Source organism: Clostridium oryzae (assembly GCF_002029235.1).
In the GTDB taxonomy this organism is placed as follows: Bacteria; Bacillota; Clostridia; order Clostridiales; family Clostridiaceae; genus Clostridium_AE; species Clostridium_AE oryzae.
Map to the genome: position 1 here is coordinate 38,219 of NZ_MZGV01000001.1, position 18,238 is coordinate 56,456.

The following is an 18,238-nucleotide window of genomic DNA, read 5'->3' on the forward strand; positions in this document are numbered from 1 at the left end:
AGAATGGAAAATAATCAGATAACAGAAGTTAAAGAAGACGATTTTCAACAAAAAGCTGTAAGTATTACTGAACAGTTAAAAACGTCCCCAGAGGTACTGAAGATAGCAGGGTCCATAGATGTAAAAAATCCTAATATGATAATGGAATATGGTAATGGTCCTGCTCAGGAAATATCAAAATTCGCTGATCAAATTTTAAGAACAATAAAAAATAATAGTATGGAAAACTCAAGTATAATGATAAAACAACTTACAACTATAATGAAAAAATTTGATAGACAAGATTTTGAAGATCAGCCACAGGGCTTTTTTGGCAAGTTATTTAATAAACCTGCTAAAGCTATTGAAAAGATAATGGGTAAATATAAGACTATTGGTTCTGAGATAGATACAATATACACTCAGTTAGGTTCTTACAAGAAAGAGATAAGTGATTCTAATGTAATGCTTGATAATATGTATGATCAGAATGTTAAATACTATCAGGAGTTAGAAAAGTATGTTGTGGCAGGAAATATGGCAGCTGAAAAGCTTGAAAAGGAAACTATTCCTGCGCTGGAAGTTAAGGCACAGGAAACAAATGATCAGATGGATCTTATAAATGTTGAGAACGCGAAGACTGCTCTAGAGATGTTTAAGCAGAGACTTTACGATTTGGAAACAGCTAAGATGGTTTCGCTTCAAACTGCTCCGCAGATAAGGATGATACAGAGAGGAAACTATAAGCTTATAGCTAAGATACATTCAGCGTTTATTATTACAATACCAGTATTTAAAGGAGGCATTGTACAAGCAGTTGCACTTAAGAGACAACAGCTTGTAACAGATTCATTAACAGAATTAGATAGAACTACTAACGAGCTGCTGCTTAAAAATGCTGAAAACATTAAAAACCAGAGCATAGATATTGCAAAACTTACTAGCGGACCGAGTGTAAAGATAGAAACTCTTGAAAAAACCTGGAGTACTATTATGGAAGGTATAGAGGAAACTAGAAGAATTGAAGAGGAGAATAAGAGACTTAGAGAAGAAGGCTTACTTAAACTTGAAGATATGACCCAGAAGATAAAAAATAAATCCTTAAACCCTTCATCAAATAGCTAATAAAAAATGGTTACACCCTATGTCGGCTAGTTCCGCTCATTAAGCAATTTTACCGCATCTTTTAGTCAAATTTCCTAATGGCTCATAACTCGGCTGCGCCTCAAACAATTCGCCATCTTAACGGAAATTTGCCTAAAAGACACGGATAATTGCTAAACTCGCTCCAAATGCCTCCGTCGGGTGTAACCATTTTTAATGCCCTAACTCTTAATATTCACAAAATACTCTTATTATACTGTTTCTGTTGCCTTCTTATCTTAATTAACTAATTTCAATCTCTTTACTCTTCTAATTGTTTTCACCTATGTTATCGTAGATAACTCTGATGCTCAACCCCTGATTGTAATTACCAAAATTCTTACCGAATATAGTTAGTCCGCCAATATGTTCAGCATTATCTGGTACGCTGAGTCTGAAGTTCAAATCACTTTTATGATTTAAGTTTAACTCATCTAACGTTATATCTGAAATTTTAAGTCCGTCAATAAAGGTTCCGAACTTATTAATTGATAGAAGTTTTAAAAGTCCATATTGGTTCCAAGCTGGTATCCACCAAGCTGGAGTAAGCAAGCCTCTTGACTCGCCGTAATCGCCAGGACTGGTCCAACTTCCGAGATATGTTCCGTTTAGGCTGAAAAATATATCAGAAGGCCAGATACTGCAATTACCAGGTGCTTCTGAACTTATTTCCATAGAAATTTGTATCTCAGAGAACTCTTGACCAGGTTTTAGATAGTTTGGTATTTTATATTCAACAAAACCTTTTGTAAACCATAGAATATCACAGTCTATTCTTTCAGGAGCTGCAAAGTACGATGGATTATCAACTTCACCTATTAATGCGTCCTTCGTAGCAAGTCCGCAGGTAGGAGATATTTCATAGGATGTATAATGTCCTATGCCAAGTTCAACTTCATATGAATTAGGTATTTCCTGTTCGCCTATGTCGATAATAAATTTATCCTCATGAAGATAGCATATCTTTTGTATTCCATGTTTTGCTGTAAGAGTACTTATTTTTATAAGTCCACAGTCCTCTAATTTTTTAATGTGCATTGTTATAGCACCATTAGTTAATTTTAATTTTTCGGCTATGTCGTTCATATTTAACTGCTTATACTCAGCAAGAAGATTCAGTATTTCAAGCCGTATATCGGAACTAAGAGCTTTGAATAGCGGCAAGCCTTCCTGCAGATTTGAAATGTGTATCATTATTGTCACCTCTATTAAAAAAATGTTGAAAACGATTATAGCGTAAAACTTCCTATTACTACTATAACATAAAAATCGCTAAAATACATTATAATATACTTTATTAAAAAATAAAATATTTAATGGTAAGGTAAATTAATATATATAGTATGAAGTAAACAGTTGAAGTTGAATTGATAACAGATTAAGGAACAGAGATAATAGAGAAGTGAAGGTGAAATTCAGCATTAGTTGGCACAATCTCATCCTCCACTTTCTATTTATAATAATTTTCTGAGTTTACCAGGGTAATTAGTTATTATTCCATCTACATCATATGAAATAAACTTCTTCATAGTGGCTTCATCATTTACAGTAAACACATTTACGAAGAGATTAGCTTTATGACACTCCTTTATAATTTCTTCATTGACTGAATAGTGAGCAGGATGAATTCCATCAGCATGCACTGTTTTGCAGTAATCATATGGATGATATAAATAATCCATATAAAGGAGACCAATTTTAACGTCTCTGTTCATACCATCAAGGATTTGACGGCATTTAAGCATCGAATAGTGGTTAAAGCCTGAAAACATAACTCTGTCTAGTAATCCATATTCATCAATTAAGTTTATTAACTTCTCTTCAATGTTAGGATATGGAATTTTTCCATTCTTTATTTCAAAATTTATACGTACATCTGACGCTTTAGCAAGCATCAGCAGTTCATCTACTCTTGGAATACGTTCTTTTTTAAATTTTTTATCTTTCCACATACCTGCATCTAATTTTTTTAATTCTGAATAGGTATAATCTTTTAAAAATCCAGCAGCACCTGTTGTTCTTTTTAATTTTTCATCGTGCATTATCATAAGAACTCCATCAGCTGACATCTGTACATCAGTTTCTACATAATCTGTGCCTTGTTCAATAGCATTTTTAAAAGATATCATAGTATTTTCCGGGAAATCTCCGCTAGCTCCCCTATGGGCATGAATTTTTACCATATTTTATCTACCTCTTTACTTGTTAAAACTATTTAATTCAAAAGCTTCACTATCGAAATCAACGTAGTCACTGTAACCACTATTATAGCAGCTGTCACATATATCATACTTATAGTTCCATGGAAGAAGCATACCACAGCTTTTGCAGTGCCGTCTGAATTTTTGAATGCTTTCTTTTAAATGTCTATCAATCAAATTTGCAATTCTAGAACGTTCTCCTGTAAGCCAAGATTCATCCATTTCAAGATTAAAGCTTTTAGAAAAAGAATAATATAAATTTATTTTCCTGTAGTAAATTTCAAGTTTTAATAATTCTTCCGATGGGCAATCTGGTTTATAAACGCAGTTATTGCCTTCAGCTAGGAGTTTTAAATAATCTTTCCATAGATATAGAAGTTCTGATTCTGTTTCATCAAAAGGCATATTGATTGCTCTGAAAATATCTGCCTTTTCTAACTTTTTGTAAAGATTCATTTGCTTTATTATGGTGATAAGACTTATATATCTATCTATATTTATTTTTTCGTAGAAATCCTCAGGAGTATCTATTGAAGCCCATACCTTAAGCAGTGTTTCAAGCTCGCCATCGACTTTTAAGATATCTTCTGTAGGTGAAATAAACACTTTATTTATCGGATTCTCATAGCAGATAAGAGAATTTGTTATAAACTTTTTACTCTCAGAATATAAAGAATTAACAAAACCCTCTTCATATATACCTTTCCTTCCAGCTCTGCCGGCTATCTGTTTTATCTCGCTAGTAAGCAGAGGACGAACTTTTTCACCGTCAAATTTGTCCATTTCGAGAAAAACAATTCGTCTTATAGGAAGATTTACCCCCATGCCTATTGCATCAGTAGATACTAAGACACTACTTTCTTTATCAAGAAATTTTTTGAATTGAAGTCTTCGGGTTTCAGGAGGAAGACTACCATATATAAGGCTGCAGCTTATATTTTTCTCTTCAAGTGCAGCAGCAGCAGCTAAAACAGATTTTCTTGAAAAAACTATTAGAGCATCGCCTTCGCGTACGGACGAAGAAAATCTAAAATCATTGCTTTCAACTGTAAGCTCAGTATCTCTTTTATGTGTTACAATCTCAAAACTGTCTTCGCAGTTTTGAACTAACGTTTTTACTATGTCTGTAGCGTGCAGGGCACAGCATATATGAACCTCTTTAGCTCTTACACCGAGGATAGCACGAGTCCATGCAGCACCTCTGTCAGGATCTGAAAGCATTTGAGCCTCATCAATAACTGCAACCTCATAATCTCTGCTTAAATCAACTTTTTCTACAGTAGAAGCAATATGATTAGCACCTTCAACTATGATTTCTTCTTCACCTGTTTTTAAGCTGCAGGGAACATTTACAGAATTAAGCTTATCAAATATTTCAAGTGCCAAAAGTCTTAGTGGGGCAAGATATAATCCATTTTCTGCTTCCATAAGCCTCTTTATAGACAAATAAGTTTTACCAGAATTCGTACCGCCTTCATGAATGAAAAATTGACGCTTTAGAGCTCTAGCTTCAGTAAATTCGTCTTTAGGGTGTTCAGGAAAGGCTTTTCTTATATCTTCACTTAGTACTTTTGGCACAAAACGAAGCTTGTATGTGTCAAGTATTCCGTTTCGATAATAATATTTCAGATTCTTTTCATTATCAAGAATTTCATCAAAGGTATGGGATAACGACAGTCTTTTTGAATATTCCTCCCATATCAGCTTAGAAGACTCTAACATGATGTTCTTTACAAAATTAACATCCTGGTGAAGAAAGTCTAAATCATTTTCTACTAATTTAATTTGTAATTGGAGTGCATTTTTTTCTCTTAGCTCTTTAGCCTTGAGTTTTCTTTTACCGTTAAATTCACTAAAAAGTTTCTTATTGTACGTATACTCCGCTATAATAGAATCTATCCAGTTTAAGTGACGAATAAATATTTTTTCAGATTCAACAAGAAATTGTTTGTCGCCTTGTTCATATTTAATCTTAAATACTTTATTTTCTTCTTTGATGCTATCTATTAGTTTCATATCGTATAGTCACTCCTTTAAAGGAAAATAAATTAATTAGTCATGCCCGATGAAGAATAAGGCACTACTGATGAAATTCTGCTGTGCAGAACTTCCGACATAACTAATTAAGGATTCTTAATTCCTAATTTATTTAGAAAGCTGATATAATATGCTCCCAGTTTATATACTTGTTTAAAACTTCAACTGCTTTCTCAAGATAAATTTTTTCGGAGTTTGAAAATCTTCCTACTTTAAAGCTATCTAGATCCAAAACTCCAATTAAATTATCATCTTTGACTATTGGTACTACTAGCTCAGAATTTGAAGCTGAGTCACACGCAATATGTCCCTCAAAACTATGTACGTCTTCTACAACTATAGTTTCTTTTGTGGAAGCAGCTTTACCGCATACACCAGCTTCTACTTTTATTTTTGTACATGCAGGCATCCCTTGAAATGGGCCAAGCACTAATTCATTATTCGAATAAATATAAAAGCCGCACCAATTTAGATCTGATATAAGTGCATTGATAAGTGCAGCGGCATTGCAAAGCTTTGTAAGATCACTTTCATCGCCGCTTATAAGTCCTTCTAAACTTGTTAGCATCGTGTCATACCTATCGTTAAGGCTCATTTTATCGTATATGCTAATGTCAAACATGCTAAATTCCTCCTTTATTACGCTATAGTAAATAATAATAGCCTTGCAATAATATTATACACTAAATTAGTAGCAAATAATTGACAGGGGAATAAAATATGCTTTAGTATATAAATATATTGTGAAGTAAATGCTCTAGACGGAATAGTTTAGAGAAAGTGCATTAAATGGGTAAGGTATGAGAGTAAAGAGAAAAGAGAAAAGTGAAGGTTAAAATTCAGCCACTTTTATCTTTACTCTTTTCTCTTTCCAATATTTAAAGCATACACTAATTACTAAATATTATCTTAATTTAATTTACTTTTGGTGTACAATATATTTAGTACTAGATTAGTAGGATTTGAAGAGAGGTGTCAGATATGTATATACTAATTACTAACGACGATGGAATAGAAGCTCCAGGTATTTATGCGTTAGCCAGAGAACTGGAAAAATATCATGAGGTTATTGTTGTAGCTCCAGATTCTCAGAGAAGTGCTAGCAGTCATTCCATAACATTAACAAGACCTTTAATTGTAAAAAGTCATAAACTAGATGGAATAAAAGGTGAAGCTTATACGGTAAATGGTACTCCGGCGGATTGTGTAAGAATAGCTGTAAATAAGCTAATTGATAGAAAAGTTGATATGGTGGTTTCAGGTATCAATAACGGATATAACTTAGGTGTAGATATACTATATTCAGGAACTGTTTCTGCAGCTATAGAAGCAGCAGTAAACAATATACCAGCAGTGGCTATGTCACAGGACATGAGTGATAACGTAGAAGATTACGTCACATCATCTCAATATGCGGCACAGGTAGTTAATAAAGCTTTCCAGCAAAAGCTTGAAAGCAATATAGTTATCAATGTCAATGTTCCTTCCTCTTATGAAAAGACTATTAAAGGTATAAAAGTGTGCAGAGTGGGAGCGATGCTTTATACGAATTACTTTGTTGAAAAGGAAATAAATGAAATGGGAACAAGTTATGATGTTCTCGGCGACAAAGTTGAAATCACGGATACGGATACAGATACATTTTATATATCACAGGGTTACGTAACCCTTACGCCGCTGCATTATGATTTTACTAATGTAAGGCTTATGGAAGAGATGAAAAAAATATATAAAAAGAGTAGAGAGTAAAGAGAAAAGAGTAAAGATATGGTGGAAATTCAGCTAAGCTGAATTTCAATGAATTAATTTTTTTCGAAATTTCGTCCATCACTTTTCTTTCTTCTCTTTACTCTTTTCTCTTAATACTTTTCACAAATCCTTCTCTTCACGCATAGTTTTATAGTATAACATTCTGTTGGTGGTGAAGCATATGTCTTTTAATGAAAAAAAGCGAATAATGATATTCACATCTAAGATCAAAGGGGCTAGGTCTGGAGTCAATGAAGGAATTACGCTTAGAGCTGAAGAGATAGAGAAAAGAAGAGATGTAAATGAAGAACTGGCAGAAGATCTGGAGGACGGAGATATAATCCAGAAGGAAAGGATTACAGATGTAACGGGATATAAATCAAGCAGCTTAATTGAAGAACAAGGGGTAAAGATGCAAAACATACAAAATATATCAGAAAGCAATACGATAAACATGAACTGCTCTACAGGAGGATATGCAGAGATGTTTGAAACACTAAACGGAGCGAGTATTGATTGTGGGTATTTTGTAACTCTTGATGGCCGAAGAATAAGAAAGGTAATGACTAGAGATAAATTCATATTAGGTGTTACTACCATAACTCCAGGGGTAACTGGTAATGGTCAGGATATTAGATGGAAAAACAAATATTTAACTGATGAATGGGGAAGAATTAAATATGAAGATGTACTTATTCCGTCAGTAAAGGACCAATATGGCAATGAACTATGCAGTGAGAGAACTGAAAGAAGACCAATGATTAATCCTAAGTGGGATAAAGATAAGCAGTACATTCCTAGAGCATTAAGAAATGAGTGGGTATATGTCAGTCTTTTAGGACAGGTTCCGGTGAGGGATGATGGGAGCTGTAAAGTAAACGGATATTGTGTACCGAACAGTAATGCTGTGGCTACGACTTCAAGCAGGGGCTACAGGGTTATTGAAAGGCTGTCGTCAAATCAGGTAGTAATACTGCTTAGAGCCACAATAGTATCAAATAATAATAGAAATTGATATTAAATTTCTACGGAAAGGAAGATTGCTTTGGAACAGAACTATTATGTCCACGAATCCAGTTATATAGATCCAGGCTGCAGTATTGGTGCTGGGACTCATATCTGGCATTTTTCTCATTTGATGTCAGGTACGGTGATAGGTGAAAAATGTAATATAGGACAAAATGTATTTATAGCATCAGATGTTATTTTAGGAAATGGTGTTAAAGTTCAAAACAATGTTTCAATATATGCTGGTGTAGTCTGTGAGGATGATGTGTTTTTAGGGCCATCCTGTGTGTTTACAAACGTCATAAATCCTAGAAGCTTCATTGAAAAGAAAAATGAATTCAAGAAGACTATAATAAAAAAGGGTGCCTCTATAGGAGCAAACTCTACAATAATATGCGGTGTAACTATAGGAAGCTATGCACTGGTAGGGGCTGGGGCAGTAGTTACTAAGAATGTTCCTGATTACAGCATGGTTATTGGCAATCCAGCACGAGTAAGAGGATATGTATGTGTCTGCGGTGAAAAGTTACTTACTCAAACTGAACAAGATGCAGAATTGAAATGTAGAGTTTGCGGAAAAAAATATGCATTCAAGGATAATGTATTGATTGAAATTTAATTAATGCTCTTCAGGATATATGTCTTCAAAAATAAATTGATGAAGCTGTATTATTGTTTTGTCCATGTCAGGAACTATATATTCTACGCCATGTATCCTCTTTTCAATAAAATTATTATTTACAGGAAAGCGAGTTTGTTTAAAGCATTTTATATTTGAACGTAAAACTTGAGAGCCATATTTTATTATGTCTCTTTTTGTCATGCTTGTTTCGATCATAGGAAAAATCTGTGATACTATATATGCATATTCAGATGGATTCCTGCAAGTCATTTCAGTGAAAAGTTCTGTTAGTATTTTTCTTTGCCTTAATGTTCTTTCATAATCTCCGTTGCCAACATTTCTTATACGTGCATACGCTAGTGCCTGGTTTCCGTCAAGTCTCTGAATTCCTGAGTTCTCTATTCGGTTATAGCTTACTTTTTCAATACGAGCTAACTCGGCCATGTTTTTATTTAGTGAACAGATTTCGGATTCCTTTATATCAATATTGACCCCTCCAACAATATCTATAAGTTCCTTTAAATTAAAAAAATCCACTGAAATATAATCTCGTATATCAAGATTAAAATTTGCATTTATTGTATTAAGAGTCAGCTCAGGACCACCGTAAACATATGCATGAGTCAGTTTGTTAAAACCATGGTTATCAATTTTTACATATGAATCTCTCATAATCGAAGATAGTTTTAAGTCCTTATGTTTGAAATCAAGGGTAGCTATGATTATAGTATCTGAGCGGCCTAATTCGCTTTTTTTACGTCTGTCTGTACCTAACAGTGCTATATTTATTATTGAATTCTGTATTGGATTATTTTGTGTGGATGGTTCAATACCTAAGGCCTTGTCAGACTTACATATTGGTTTTACAGTTATCTTATTAAGCTGATTATATAAATATAAGGTATAAAACATAGGTATAAGCAGGATGATAATTAAAAAAGATACGGAGAATGTTTTTATGAAATTTCTAAATGATCTCTTTTTATTTACATTTTCAGAACATAAACATGTCTTTTCAGATAAGTTCAAAATAAACACTCCCTTAATTTAGTCTCTATAATGATATAGTAAAACTTTTATGCTTTATATTATCTACGTAGTGTTATAGTATTCCCATTTTAAAGTTCGGTATAAGGGTATAAAAAGAAAATAACTATACAAAGATTTAATAAAAATAGAAAAATAGTTAATACTATACGTATTGAAATAAAATAGGAACTAGGAGGCAAATATGGCTAAACACAATGAATTTGTTGTTACCGATATAGTATTAATTATTTTTGCATTGCTTTCATCATTATTATTAAGATTTGATTTTGGCATGGATGGAGCATTTAAGGATTATGCTCAGTTTATTATTATGTCAATGCCGCCTGTGATTATTTTTACACTTTCATTTAACAAGCTATTCAATTTATATAATAACTATTGGAACTATGCTTCTGTTGAAGAGTTATTATCAATAATTTATTCTGTATCCTTATCGAATGTAGCTTTTATTTTTTATAGTTATTTTATTAACTATAAACTTATAAGAATCAATTATTACAGGTTTCCGTTCTCAGTTCATATAATATTCTGGATATTGAGTGTAGTGCTTTTAGGCGGAGCCAGATTCATGCATAGAGTATATAGCAGCAGTGAAAGATGCTATAAAAAAGATCAGGGTAAGAGAAAGCTTTTAATAGTAGGTGCTGGCGAAGCAGGAGTTATGCTTATAAGGGAAATCAAAAGGCATAGAGAACTAAATTACTCAATAGTAGGACTTATCGATGATGATATTAAGAAATTAAATAAAACTATATGCGGAATTGAGGTTTTAGGAACACGCAAAGATATATTGAATATATGTAAAGAATGCGAAATAGAAGATATAATCGTTGCAATACCATCTGCAGGTTTAAGCGATAAACGGGAAATATACAATATATGTAAGCATACAAACTGCAGATTAAAAACGATACCTGGAATTTATGAAATACTTGATGGTAAACATTCATTGAAAAACGTAAGGGACGTGAGCATAGAGGATTTACTTGAGCGTGATGAGATTAAACTTAATGTAGATGGTATAAATGAGTATATTCACAACAAGGTTGTGCTGGTGACAGGCGGCGGAGGTTCCATAGGTTCAGAACTATGCAGGCAGCTAGCAAGGTTTTCTCCTGAGAAGATCATAATATTTGATGTATATGAAAACGGGGCATATGAACTGCAGCTTGAACTTAAACATAATTTTCCTGAAGTAGGGATAGAGGTAATTATAGGCTCCATAAGGGATTATGGAATATTAACTTCCATGTTCTACAGATATAAACCTGAAATAGTTTTTCATGCAGCAGCACATAAACATGTTCCACTGATGGAAGAAAATGCTGCAGAAGCTGTTAAAAATAACATATTAGGAACCTATAACCTGTTAAAGTGCTGCAATAGTTTTGGAGTTAAGAAGTTTGTTCAGATAAGTACTGATAAAGCTGTTAATCCAACGAATGTAATGGGAGCTACAAAACGATTCTGTGAGATAATGGTTCAGGCTTTCAACAAAGGGAGCAATACGGAATATGTGGCCGTTAGATTCGGAAATGTACTTGGAAGCAGTGGGAGTGTAGTACCGCTGTTTAAAGAGCAGATAGCTAGAGGAGGCCCTGTAACTGTTACTCATCCTGAAGTAAATAGATTTTTCATGACTATTCCTGAAGCTGCCCAGTTAGTTTTGGAGGCGGCAGCTATGGCAAAGGGCGGCGAGATATTTGTCCTTGATATGGGTAAACCTGTAAAGATAGTGGACCTTGCAAGGGACCTTATAAGACTTTCTGGTTTTACACCTGATGAGGATATAAAGATAGAATTTATTGGCCTTAGAAAGGGAGAAAAACTTTATGAAGAGCCGCTTATGAATGAGCTAGTACTAGATAACACAAAACATGAAAAGATATTTGTTGAAAAGCCAATGAAATACAGCATGAGTTATGTTAATGCTGCGATTAATGAATTTAAAAAAGTTTCTGAACTTAGCAGCGATGATATTTGTGAACTGCTTGAAAAAGAGGTTCCTACTTATAAAAGAGATAACTGTAAAAAAGAAGCAAAATCTCAGCTATTAATGGTGTGAAAACATAAACCACGTAAATATTTGTATATTTAATTATAAAAAATAAGGAGTGATACTTCGTGGAAGTACTTATGACAAGTGTTAAGGATGAACTTCTATATAAAATTCAAAATAAAACTGCAAAACTTGGGGTTGTTGGCTTAGGCTACGTTGGATTACCTTTGGCAGTGGAGAAGGCAAAAGCAGGTTTTACAGTTATGGGATTTGATATCCAGCCTCAAAAGGTGTCTATGGTGAACGAAGGAAAAAATTATATCGGAGACATTGTAGATGACGATTTAAAAAAACTTGTAAAAGAAAAAAAAATAAGTGCAACCAGTGATTTTAGCTTTGTAACAGATATGGATACGATAGCTATATGTGTGCCCACACCGCTGGATAAATATAAACAGCCAGATCTTTCCTATGTAAGAAATTCAGCCGAGGAAATATCAAAATATCTTCACACCGGTATGCTTGTAGTATTAGAGAGTACTACATACCCAGGCACTACGGAAGAGATAATAAAACCTATATTGGAAAGCAGCGGGCTTAAGTGCGGAGAAGATTTTTTCCTCGCTTTTTCGCCTGAACGAGTTGATCCTGGAAATGCGTACTACAAAACAAATAACACGCCTAAAGTAGTGGGCGGGTGTACGAAAGAATGCACTGAGATAGCTGCAGAACTATATAGAAGTGTACTTAATGGTGACGTTATAGAAGTTTCATCACCATCCGTAGCTGAAATGGAAAAAATACTTGAGAATACCTTCAGAAACGTAAACATAGCACTAGTTAATGAAATGTCGATATTATGCAGCAAAATGGGTATTAATATATGGGAAACTATAGATGCGGCTAAATCCAAGCCTTATGGGTATATGGCTTTTTATCCAGGCCCGGGCATAGGAGGACATTGTATTCCGTTAGACCCAATGTATCTTTCCTGGAAAGCTAAAGAATATGATTTTCATACTAAGCTTATTGAAACATCTTCAGAGATTAATGATTTTATGCCGGAATTTATTGTTGAGCGAATGATGAAGATTTTAAACGATCATAAAAAAACCTTGAATGGTGCAAAAGTGTTAATGCTAGGTGTAGCATATAAAAATGATATTGATGACTACAGAGAATCTCCAGCACTTAAGGTGATGGAAAACCTAATAAACAGCGGAGCAGATCTATTGATAAACGATCCTTATATAAAAAGATTTAGCCACAAGGGTAAAACTTATAACACTGTGAGCTGGGAAGATTATATCGATAAAGCTGATATAGTATTAATAACTACTGGGCATAAAGTCTATCCTATGGAGGAAATAGTAAACAGATCAAAGCTTGTATTTGATACTAGAAATGCAACTAAAGCTGTAAAGACAGGAAGAAAAAAAATATTCGTATTATAGAGAGGTCTATAGAAAAATACATAAATATTTATCTATGGAAAATAGGAAACTATGAAAATATGTATGTTAACAACTACTCATAATGCGTTGGACAGCAGGGTATTTTGTAAAGAGGCAATAACCTTAAAATCAAAGTATGAAGATGTAACTATAATAGCTCCCGATATAAATAATTATTATATGGTAGAAGGTATAAAAATAATTGGCATAACCAGAGCTGATAATTTAATGCAGAGATATAAACTGATAGATGAACTTTTGTTGAAAGCAAAACAAGTTAATGCCGATATTTATCACTTTCATGATTATGAGATACTGCTCAAAATAAAAAAATTAAAGAAAAGTAATCCTAAATGCAAATTAATCTACGATGTTCATGAAGATTTTCCAGACATGATGTGTATGAGTAACAATATTCCCCACTGCGCTGCTTTTATTATGAGCAAATTTGTTGCCGCTACTGAAAAACTTATAGCTTCAAGTATGGATTATGTAATAACTGCAGATGGAGCTGTAGAAAAAAGATTTTTAAAAATCAATAAAAATACCAAGGCTATATATAATTTTCCGTCCATCAAGATGGTAATGCTTTCGCAGCAAGATAAAAAAGACTTTGACATAATATATGAAGGGGCATTAACTCTAGAAAGGGGAATATTTGAACTGGTTAAAAGTATAAAAATAATTAAAGATACATATAAGCCTGATGTAAAACTCCTTCTTTTATATAGTTCTATGGATTCCTACGTACAGAATGTCGTAAAACAATATATAAAAGATAATAATTTGATAGAAAATATAGTGTTTATTGATAGAGTACCTCATGACGAAGTGTTTTCATATATATGCCGCAGTAAAATTGGAGCTGTGCTTTTAAAACCGTATAAAAAATATTTTAAAAATATACCAATAAAACAGTTTGAATATATGAGCTGCGGGATACCGGTAGTAGGAAGTGATCTTCCGCCTATAAGCATGTTTGTAAACAAATATAATTCGGGAATAGTTGTAAATCCTGAAGATATAAGTGAAATAGCTAAAAGTTTTATAAGACTTTTGAAGGATGATAGGATGAGAACCGAAATGGGTCTTAATGGGATATATGCTATAAGACAAGACTTCAATTGGGAGAATATGAGCGATAGTTTACTAAAAATATATAATACATTTCAGTAATTGCAGCTTGATTTGCAAGTTCAAATGGAGGAAGGCGTAATGAATAAAAGCAGGATTGCACGAAACAGTATTTTAATAAGTATCATATTAATACTAAGCAAAGCAGCCGGCTTTTTAAGAGAATTGGTTATTGCAGTTATTTACGGTGCAACAAGAGAGTCTGATATTTTTAAAATATCTACAACAATACCTACAGTGATTTTCAGCTGTATAGCATCCACCATAGTAACTACATTTATTCCAGTCTTTGCGACGATAAAGCAGGATAAGAAAATTGCAAATGAGTTTTTTAGCAATATACTGAATATAGTTTCGATTGCAGCTATACTGCTTTCAGTTATTTCAATTATAATTTCACCTTTGCTGGTGACACTGTTTGCCAGTGGTTTTACCGGTAAAGATTTTACGGTCACCGTTAGACTTACAAGAATAGCGTTACCTTCAATAATATTTTTGGCTATTGCCAGCCTATATACAGCCTATCTGCAATCCTACGAAATATTTCTTCAGCCATCTCTTACAGATATGGCCGCCAGCCTAGTTATCATTTTAGGGATACTTGCGTTCAGGAATGAAGGTGTAACAGCGGCTGTCATATCTGTACTTGCAGGAGCTATGATTCAAATAGTTGTACAACGGCCTTTTATAAAAAATTTTAAATACAAGCCGATTGTTAATTTTAAAGATAAATATATTCTCCAGATAATCACACTGGGTGTTCCTGTTTTTATGAGTAACATAGTGGGACAGTTCAGTGTGATTTTAAATAGGACAATGGTGTCAAGACTTGAAGCTGGAAGCATTTCAGTAATAGACTATGCAGCTAAGATAAGTACAATAATAAATCAAGTGTTTGTTGTATCTGTTGTAACTGTGCTGTATCCGATGCTCACAGAGAAATTTTTAAAAACTGATAAAACGGAGTTTAGCAATACTGTTATTAAACTTATAGATATGGTTTTCATAATATCGCTGCCGCTTATATCAATGCTTATAGTTTTCGGAGGGCCAGCAGTACAAATACTTCTTATGCATGGAAGGTTTGACAGCTCTGCAGCTGCTAAAACAATAAACTGCGTAAAGATCTTAGCTGTAGGCACGGTAGGCTATGGAATTCTAGATACGGTGAGCAAAGTGTTTTTTTCAGCAAGAAAGACAAAAATCCCTATGTACAATTCGTTTATTACTGCAGTAGTAAATATCAGTCTCATATTATATTTAGTTCCCATTTTTGGAGTTTATGGAGCTGCACTTGCTACAGCTGCCACAGGCATAATAATGGCAACTGTTATTCTTTTAGAGTTGAAATACGATATGAATTTCATTAGGTTTAGTCAATGTGCTTTTGTATTTGTAAAATGTGCTTTGGCAAGTGTGATGATTGGGGTAGCTGCAAATTATGTTTATTTTACTGTAATAAAATCACTTAAATATTCAGAAAATAATTATGTGATTGCGTTTGTTATATTAATATGCGTTGGACTCTCTGCAGTGATTTACATTGTTACATTAAGACTTATGAATGTAAAAGAGATTGATATTATTAATGATGTACTGCAAAAACTGGGTAAAATTATTGCATGTAGATAGCATCATATTTAGTGCTTGCATAGGCAGCTTATCTATATGTCTGCAAAAGGGGGGAAAACAGTGATTAAAATATTAAAGCTTATCGTACTATTTAGCCTTGCAGCGATAGAATACAGTTTAGAAATTCACGGTGTCAGTACATATATAACTGAATTTGCAGCGGCAGCATTAGCTTTATGCACGCTTTTCAGTTTGCTGCAAAATGGCTGGAAGCGGCAGCAAATTCCTGTACTTATATGTGCTGCATGGCTGATATATGGCATTGGCATGTTAATTGTACTGACTGTACATAATACAGAAAATCCTGCTGAAATAATAAAGTACATGATCATATTAGCTATAGCAGCAGCAATTTTCTTCAGCTTTTATGTAGATGACAATTTTAGACCAATGTGGAAAACATATTGTAATGTCCTTATTGCGCTGGGAGTAATCGTTGTACTTGTTGGGATTGGTGAAACTTATTTTAACACTGAATTTCCTAAGAGATTCAACTCAATAATTTGGGGGAAATCTAATAGGATGACTTCTAGGTTCCTGCTGCTAATCCCTCTTACTTATTTTAGGGCTAAATCAGAAAATGAATTTTACTATATCCCGTTTTATTTACTGATTACTGGTATTGTAATGACGGTATCAAGAGCAGGTATCATCGTATTATTTGTATTCTTTGCTTTTAACGCTCGAAGCCTGCTTTCAAAAAGAAATATTTTAAAAACGTTTATTGGATTTCTTTTTGTATTTACGGTGAATTATGCTGTTGGGATAATACCTTCAATTATTTACAGATGCCAAGTACTTATAGGTCAGGTTAATTTTCGTATAACTGAAAATTTAAACGGAATTGCCAGTGGAATAGCAGGGGATAACGTTCAAAGTTCTATTTCCAGATTAACTTTGTGGAAGACCGCCTTAAGGGATTTTACTAATAATATAGTATTTGGCATAGGTGTAGATAAATATAGAACCTATTATATGTCTTCAAGAGGAAGGGTACACGAGATTAACGCTCACAATTGGATACTTCAAGTACTTGCAGAAACTGGTGTTATTGGGTTTATAGCTACAGTATTCTTCATAGTATGTATATTTACAGCCTATAGAAAAGTTTATAAAGCATTAGTGAACAATGGAAATAAAGCAGCAGCTTGTGCAGTGCTTGGCGGAGCATGGTCTTTAATATTATTTCTTTTACATAACCTAATGGAGGCATCAGCTAACTCGCTTATGTTTGGTTTTGGCGGAGTTTCGGTATTTATAGTTATAATAATGGCTATAACGCTTGGAATAAAGCAGGACAGTGATTATTGAAAGGAAGAATCTAATGGAGCTATCTATAATAATTGTAAATTGGAATGGAAAAAAGCTTATGGGGCAGTGTATTCAATCAATAAAAAACAGTATTAGCAGCATTAATTATGAAATTATAGTGGTCGATAATGGTTCTTCGGATGGATCTGTAGAATATTTAGAGGTGAATTTTAAAGATGTGCTTATCATTAAGAATGATAAAAACTACGGATTTGCACATGCGAATAATCAGGGCATGGAAAGGGCGGAAGGGGAATATTTGCTGCTGTTAAACAGCGACACCATAGTACAGAAAAATGCAATTGAGAAGTGTATAGGCAGAATAAAAAGGGATAGCAGAATTGGAGTTTTAGGATGCAGACTTTTAAATCAAGATGGATCACTTCAGCCTTCTTGTTATAATTTTAACTCTCTGAAAAATTCGATTTTGTTTAAGACTAGGCTGATAAACTTTATTCCCAAAGAAGAAAGATATAAATATGAAGTAAGAATAAAAAGCTTTGATTATGTTTCTGAGCTGGAAGTGAATTATGTTTGCGGTGCTTTTATGATGATGCCTCGAAGTCTTGTAGAAAAAATAGGAAAGCTTGACGAGAGTTTTTTTATGTATGCTGAAGAAGCTGATTTTTGCAAGAGAGCAAAAAAGTGCGGTTATAAAATATTATTTTATCCTGAAGCAGAAATAATACATCTAGGTGGCGGAAGCAGTAAAACTATAAACGAAATCACAGAAAAGAGAAGGATTGTAAGCAGGCTTAAATTTATAAAGAAACATAATGGAAATACTTACTACAGTATATACAGAGTGATGTCACTGGCAGATGCTATGATGAAAGCAATATTTTCAACAGCTTGCAGGCGCGGAGTATATAAAGCTAAAATTAAAGCTATTTGCAGCATGAAATATGAATGAAGGTGA

15 protein-coding genes are annotated in these 18,238 nt (G+C 33.5%); 10 read left to right on the forward strand and 5 right to left on the reverse strand.

From position 1 onward, the window contains the following. Positions 1-3: 3 nt before the first annotated feature. Positions 4-1,104 carry a toxic anion resistance protein gene (locus tag CLORY_RS00150; protein ID WP_079421556.1) on the forward strand — a complete coding sequence of 367 codons (1,101 nt, stop codon included), beginning with the start codon at positions 4-6 and terminating at the stop codon, positions 1,102-1,104. Between the two features lie 288 nt (positions 1,105-1,392). Here CLORY_RS00150 and CLORY_RS00155 read toward each other — a convergent pair whose 3' ends face one another. The 4 genes from CLORY_RS00155 to CLORY_RS00170 all read right to left on the reverse strand — a co-directional run bounded on the left by CLORY_RS00155 (position 1,393) and on the right by CLORY_RS00170 (position 5,982). After that, positions 1,393-2,316 (reverse strand): ArsR/SmtB family transcription factor, encoded by a 924-nt coding sequence (locus CLORY_RS00155; RefSeq protein WP_079421557.1) that lies wholly within the window; start codon positions 2,314-2,316, stop codon positions 1,393-1,395. A 260-nt stretch (positions 2,317-2,576) separates the two neighbouring features. Then, on the reverse strand, positions 2,577-3,305 hold the full coding sequence (locus tag CLORY_RS00160) for a glycerophosphodiester phosphodiesterase (protein ID WP_079421558.1): 729 nt from the start codon (positions 3,303-3,305) through the stop codon (positions 2,577-2,579). A 15-nt stretch (positions 3,306-3,320) separates the two neighbouring features. Then, positions 3,321-5,339, reverse strand: coding sequence for a helicase-related protein (locus tag CLORY_RS00165; protein WP_079421559.1), 2,019 nt, complete (start codon positions 5,337-5,339; stop codon positions 3,321-3,323). Positions 5,340-5,472: 133 nt separating this feature from the next. Beyond that, entirely contained in the window at positions 5,473-5,982 is a 510-nt protein-coding gene (locus CLORY_RS00170; protein WP_079421560.1) for a GAF domain-containing protein, read from the reverse strand. Positions 5,983-6,341: 359 nt separating this feature from the next. Between CLORY_RS00170 and surE the strand changes: the two genes are divergently transcribed. The 3 genes from surE to CLORY_RS00185 all read left to right on the forward strand — a co-directional run bounded on the left by surE (position 6,342) and on the right by CLORY_RS00185 (position 8,736). Continuing rightward, on the forward strand, positions 6,342-7,109 hold the full coding sequence (gene surE, locus CLORY_RS00175) for a 5'/3'-nucleotidase SurE (RefSeq protein WP_079421561.1): 768 nt from the start codon (positions 6,342-6,344) through the stop codon (positions 7,107-7,109). 181 nt (positions 7,110-7,290) lie between these two features. Continuing rightward, a complete protein-coding gene (locus CLORY_RS00180; RefSeq protein WP_079421562.1) occupies positions 7,291-8,124 on the forward strand; it encodes a peptidase G2 autoproteolytic cleavage domain-containing protein in 834 nt (277 codons plus the stop codon). Between the two features lie 30 nt (positions 8,125-8,154). Then, positions 8,155-8,736 (forward strand): acyltransferase, encoded by a 582-nt coding sequence (locus CLORY_RS00185; protein WP_079421563.1) that lies wholly within the window; start codon positions 8,155-8,157, stop codon positions 8,734-8,736. Here the strand turns inward: CLORY_RS00185 and CLORY_RS00190 are convergent, their stop codons facing one another. Continuing rightward, positions 8,737-9,768 (reverse strand): LCP family protein, encoded by a 1,032-nt coding sequence (locus CLORY_RS00190; RefSeq protein WP_079421564.1) that lies wholly within the window; start codon positions 9,766-9,768, stop codon positions 8,737-8,739. 202 nt (positions 9,769-9,970) lie between these two features. Between CLORY_RS00190 and CLORY_RS00195 the strand changes: the two genes are divergently transcribed. The 6 genes from CLORY_RS00195 (at position 9,971) to CLORY_RS00220 (ending at position 18,232) form a co-directional block, all read left to right on the forward strand. Beyond that, entirely contained in the window at positions 9,971-11,854 is a 1,884-nt protein-coding gene (locus tag CLORY_RS00195; protein WP_079421565.1) for a polysaccharide biosynthesis protein, read from the forward strand. Between the two features lie 71 nt (positions 11,855-11,925). After that, positions 11,926-13,242 carry a nucleotide sugar dehydrogenase gene (locus CLORY_RS00200; protein WP_079421773.1) on the forward strand — a complete coding sequence of 439 codons (1,317 nt, stop codon included), beginning with the start codon at positions 11,926-11,928 and terminating at the stop codon, positions 13,240-13,242. 51 nt (positions 13,243-13,293) lie between these two features. Continuing rightward, complete coding sequence (locus tag CLORY_RS00205) at positions 13,294-14,418, forward strand: glycosyltransferase (protein WP_079421566.1); 1,125 nt, start codon at positions 13,294-13,296, stop codon at positions 14,416-14,418. A 39-nt stretch (positions 14,419-14,457) separates the two neighbouring features. Next, a complete protein-coding gene (murJ, locus tag CLORY_RS00210; protein ID WP_169911476.1) occupies positions 14,458-16,008 on the forward strand; it encodes a murein biosynthesis integral membrane protein MurJ in 1,551 nt (516 codons plus the stop codon). A 60-nt stretch (positions 16,009-16,068) separates the two neighbouring features. Beyond that, the gene (locus tag CLORY_RS00215; protein WP_169911477.1) at positions 16,069-17,319 is read left to right on the forward strand and encodes an O-antigen ligase family protein; all 1,251 of its coding nucleotides are present in this window, start codon (positions 16,069-16,071) and stop codon (positions 17,317-17,319) included. 13 nt (positions 17,320-17,332) lie between these two features. Next, positions 17,333-18,232, forward strand: coding sequence for a glycosyltransferase family 2 protein (locus tag CLORY_RS00220; RefSeq protein WP_079421569.1), 900 nt, complete (start codon positions 17,333-17,335; stop codon positions 18,230-18,232). The last annotated feature ends 6 nt before the right edge of the window (positions 18,233-18,238 follow it).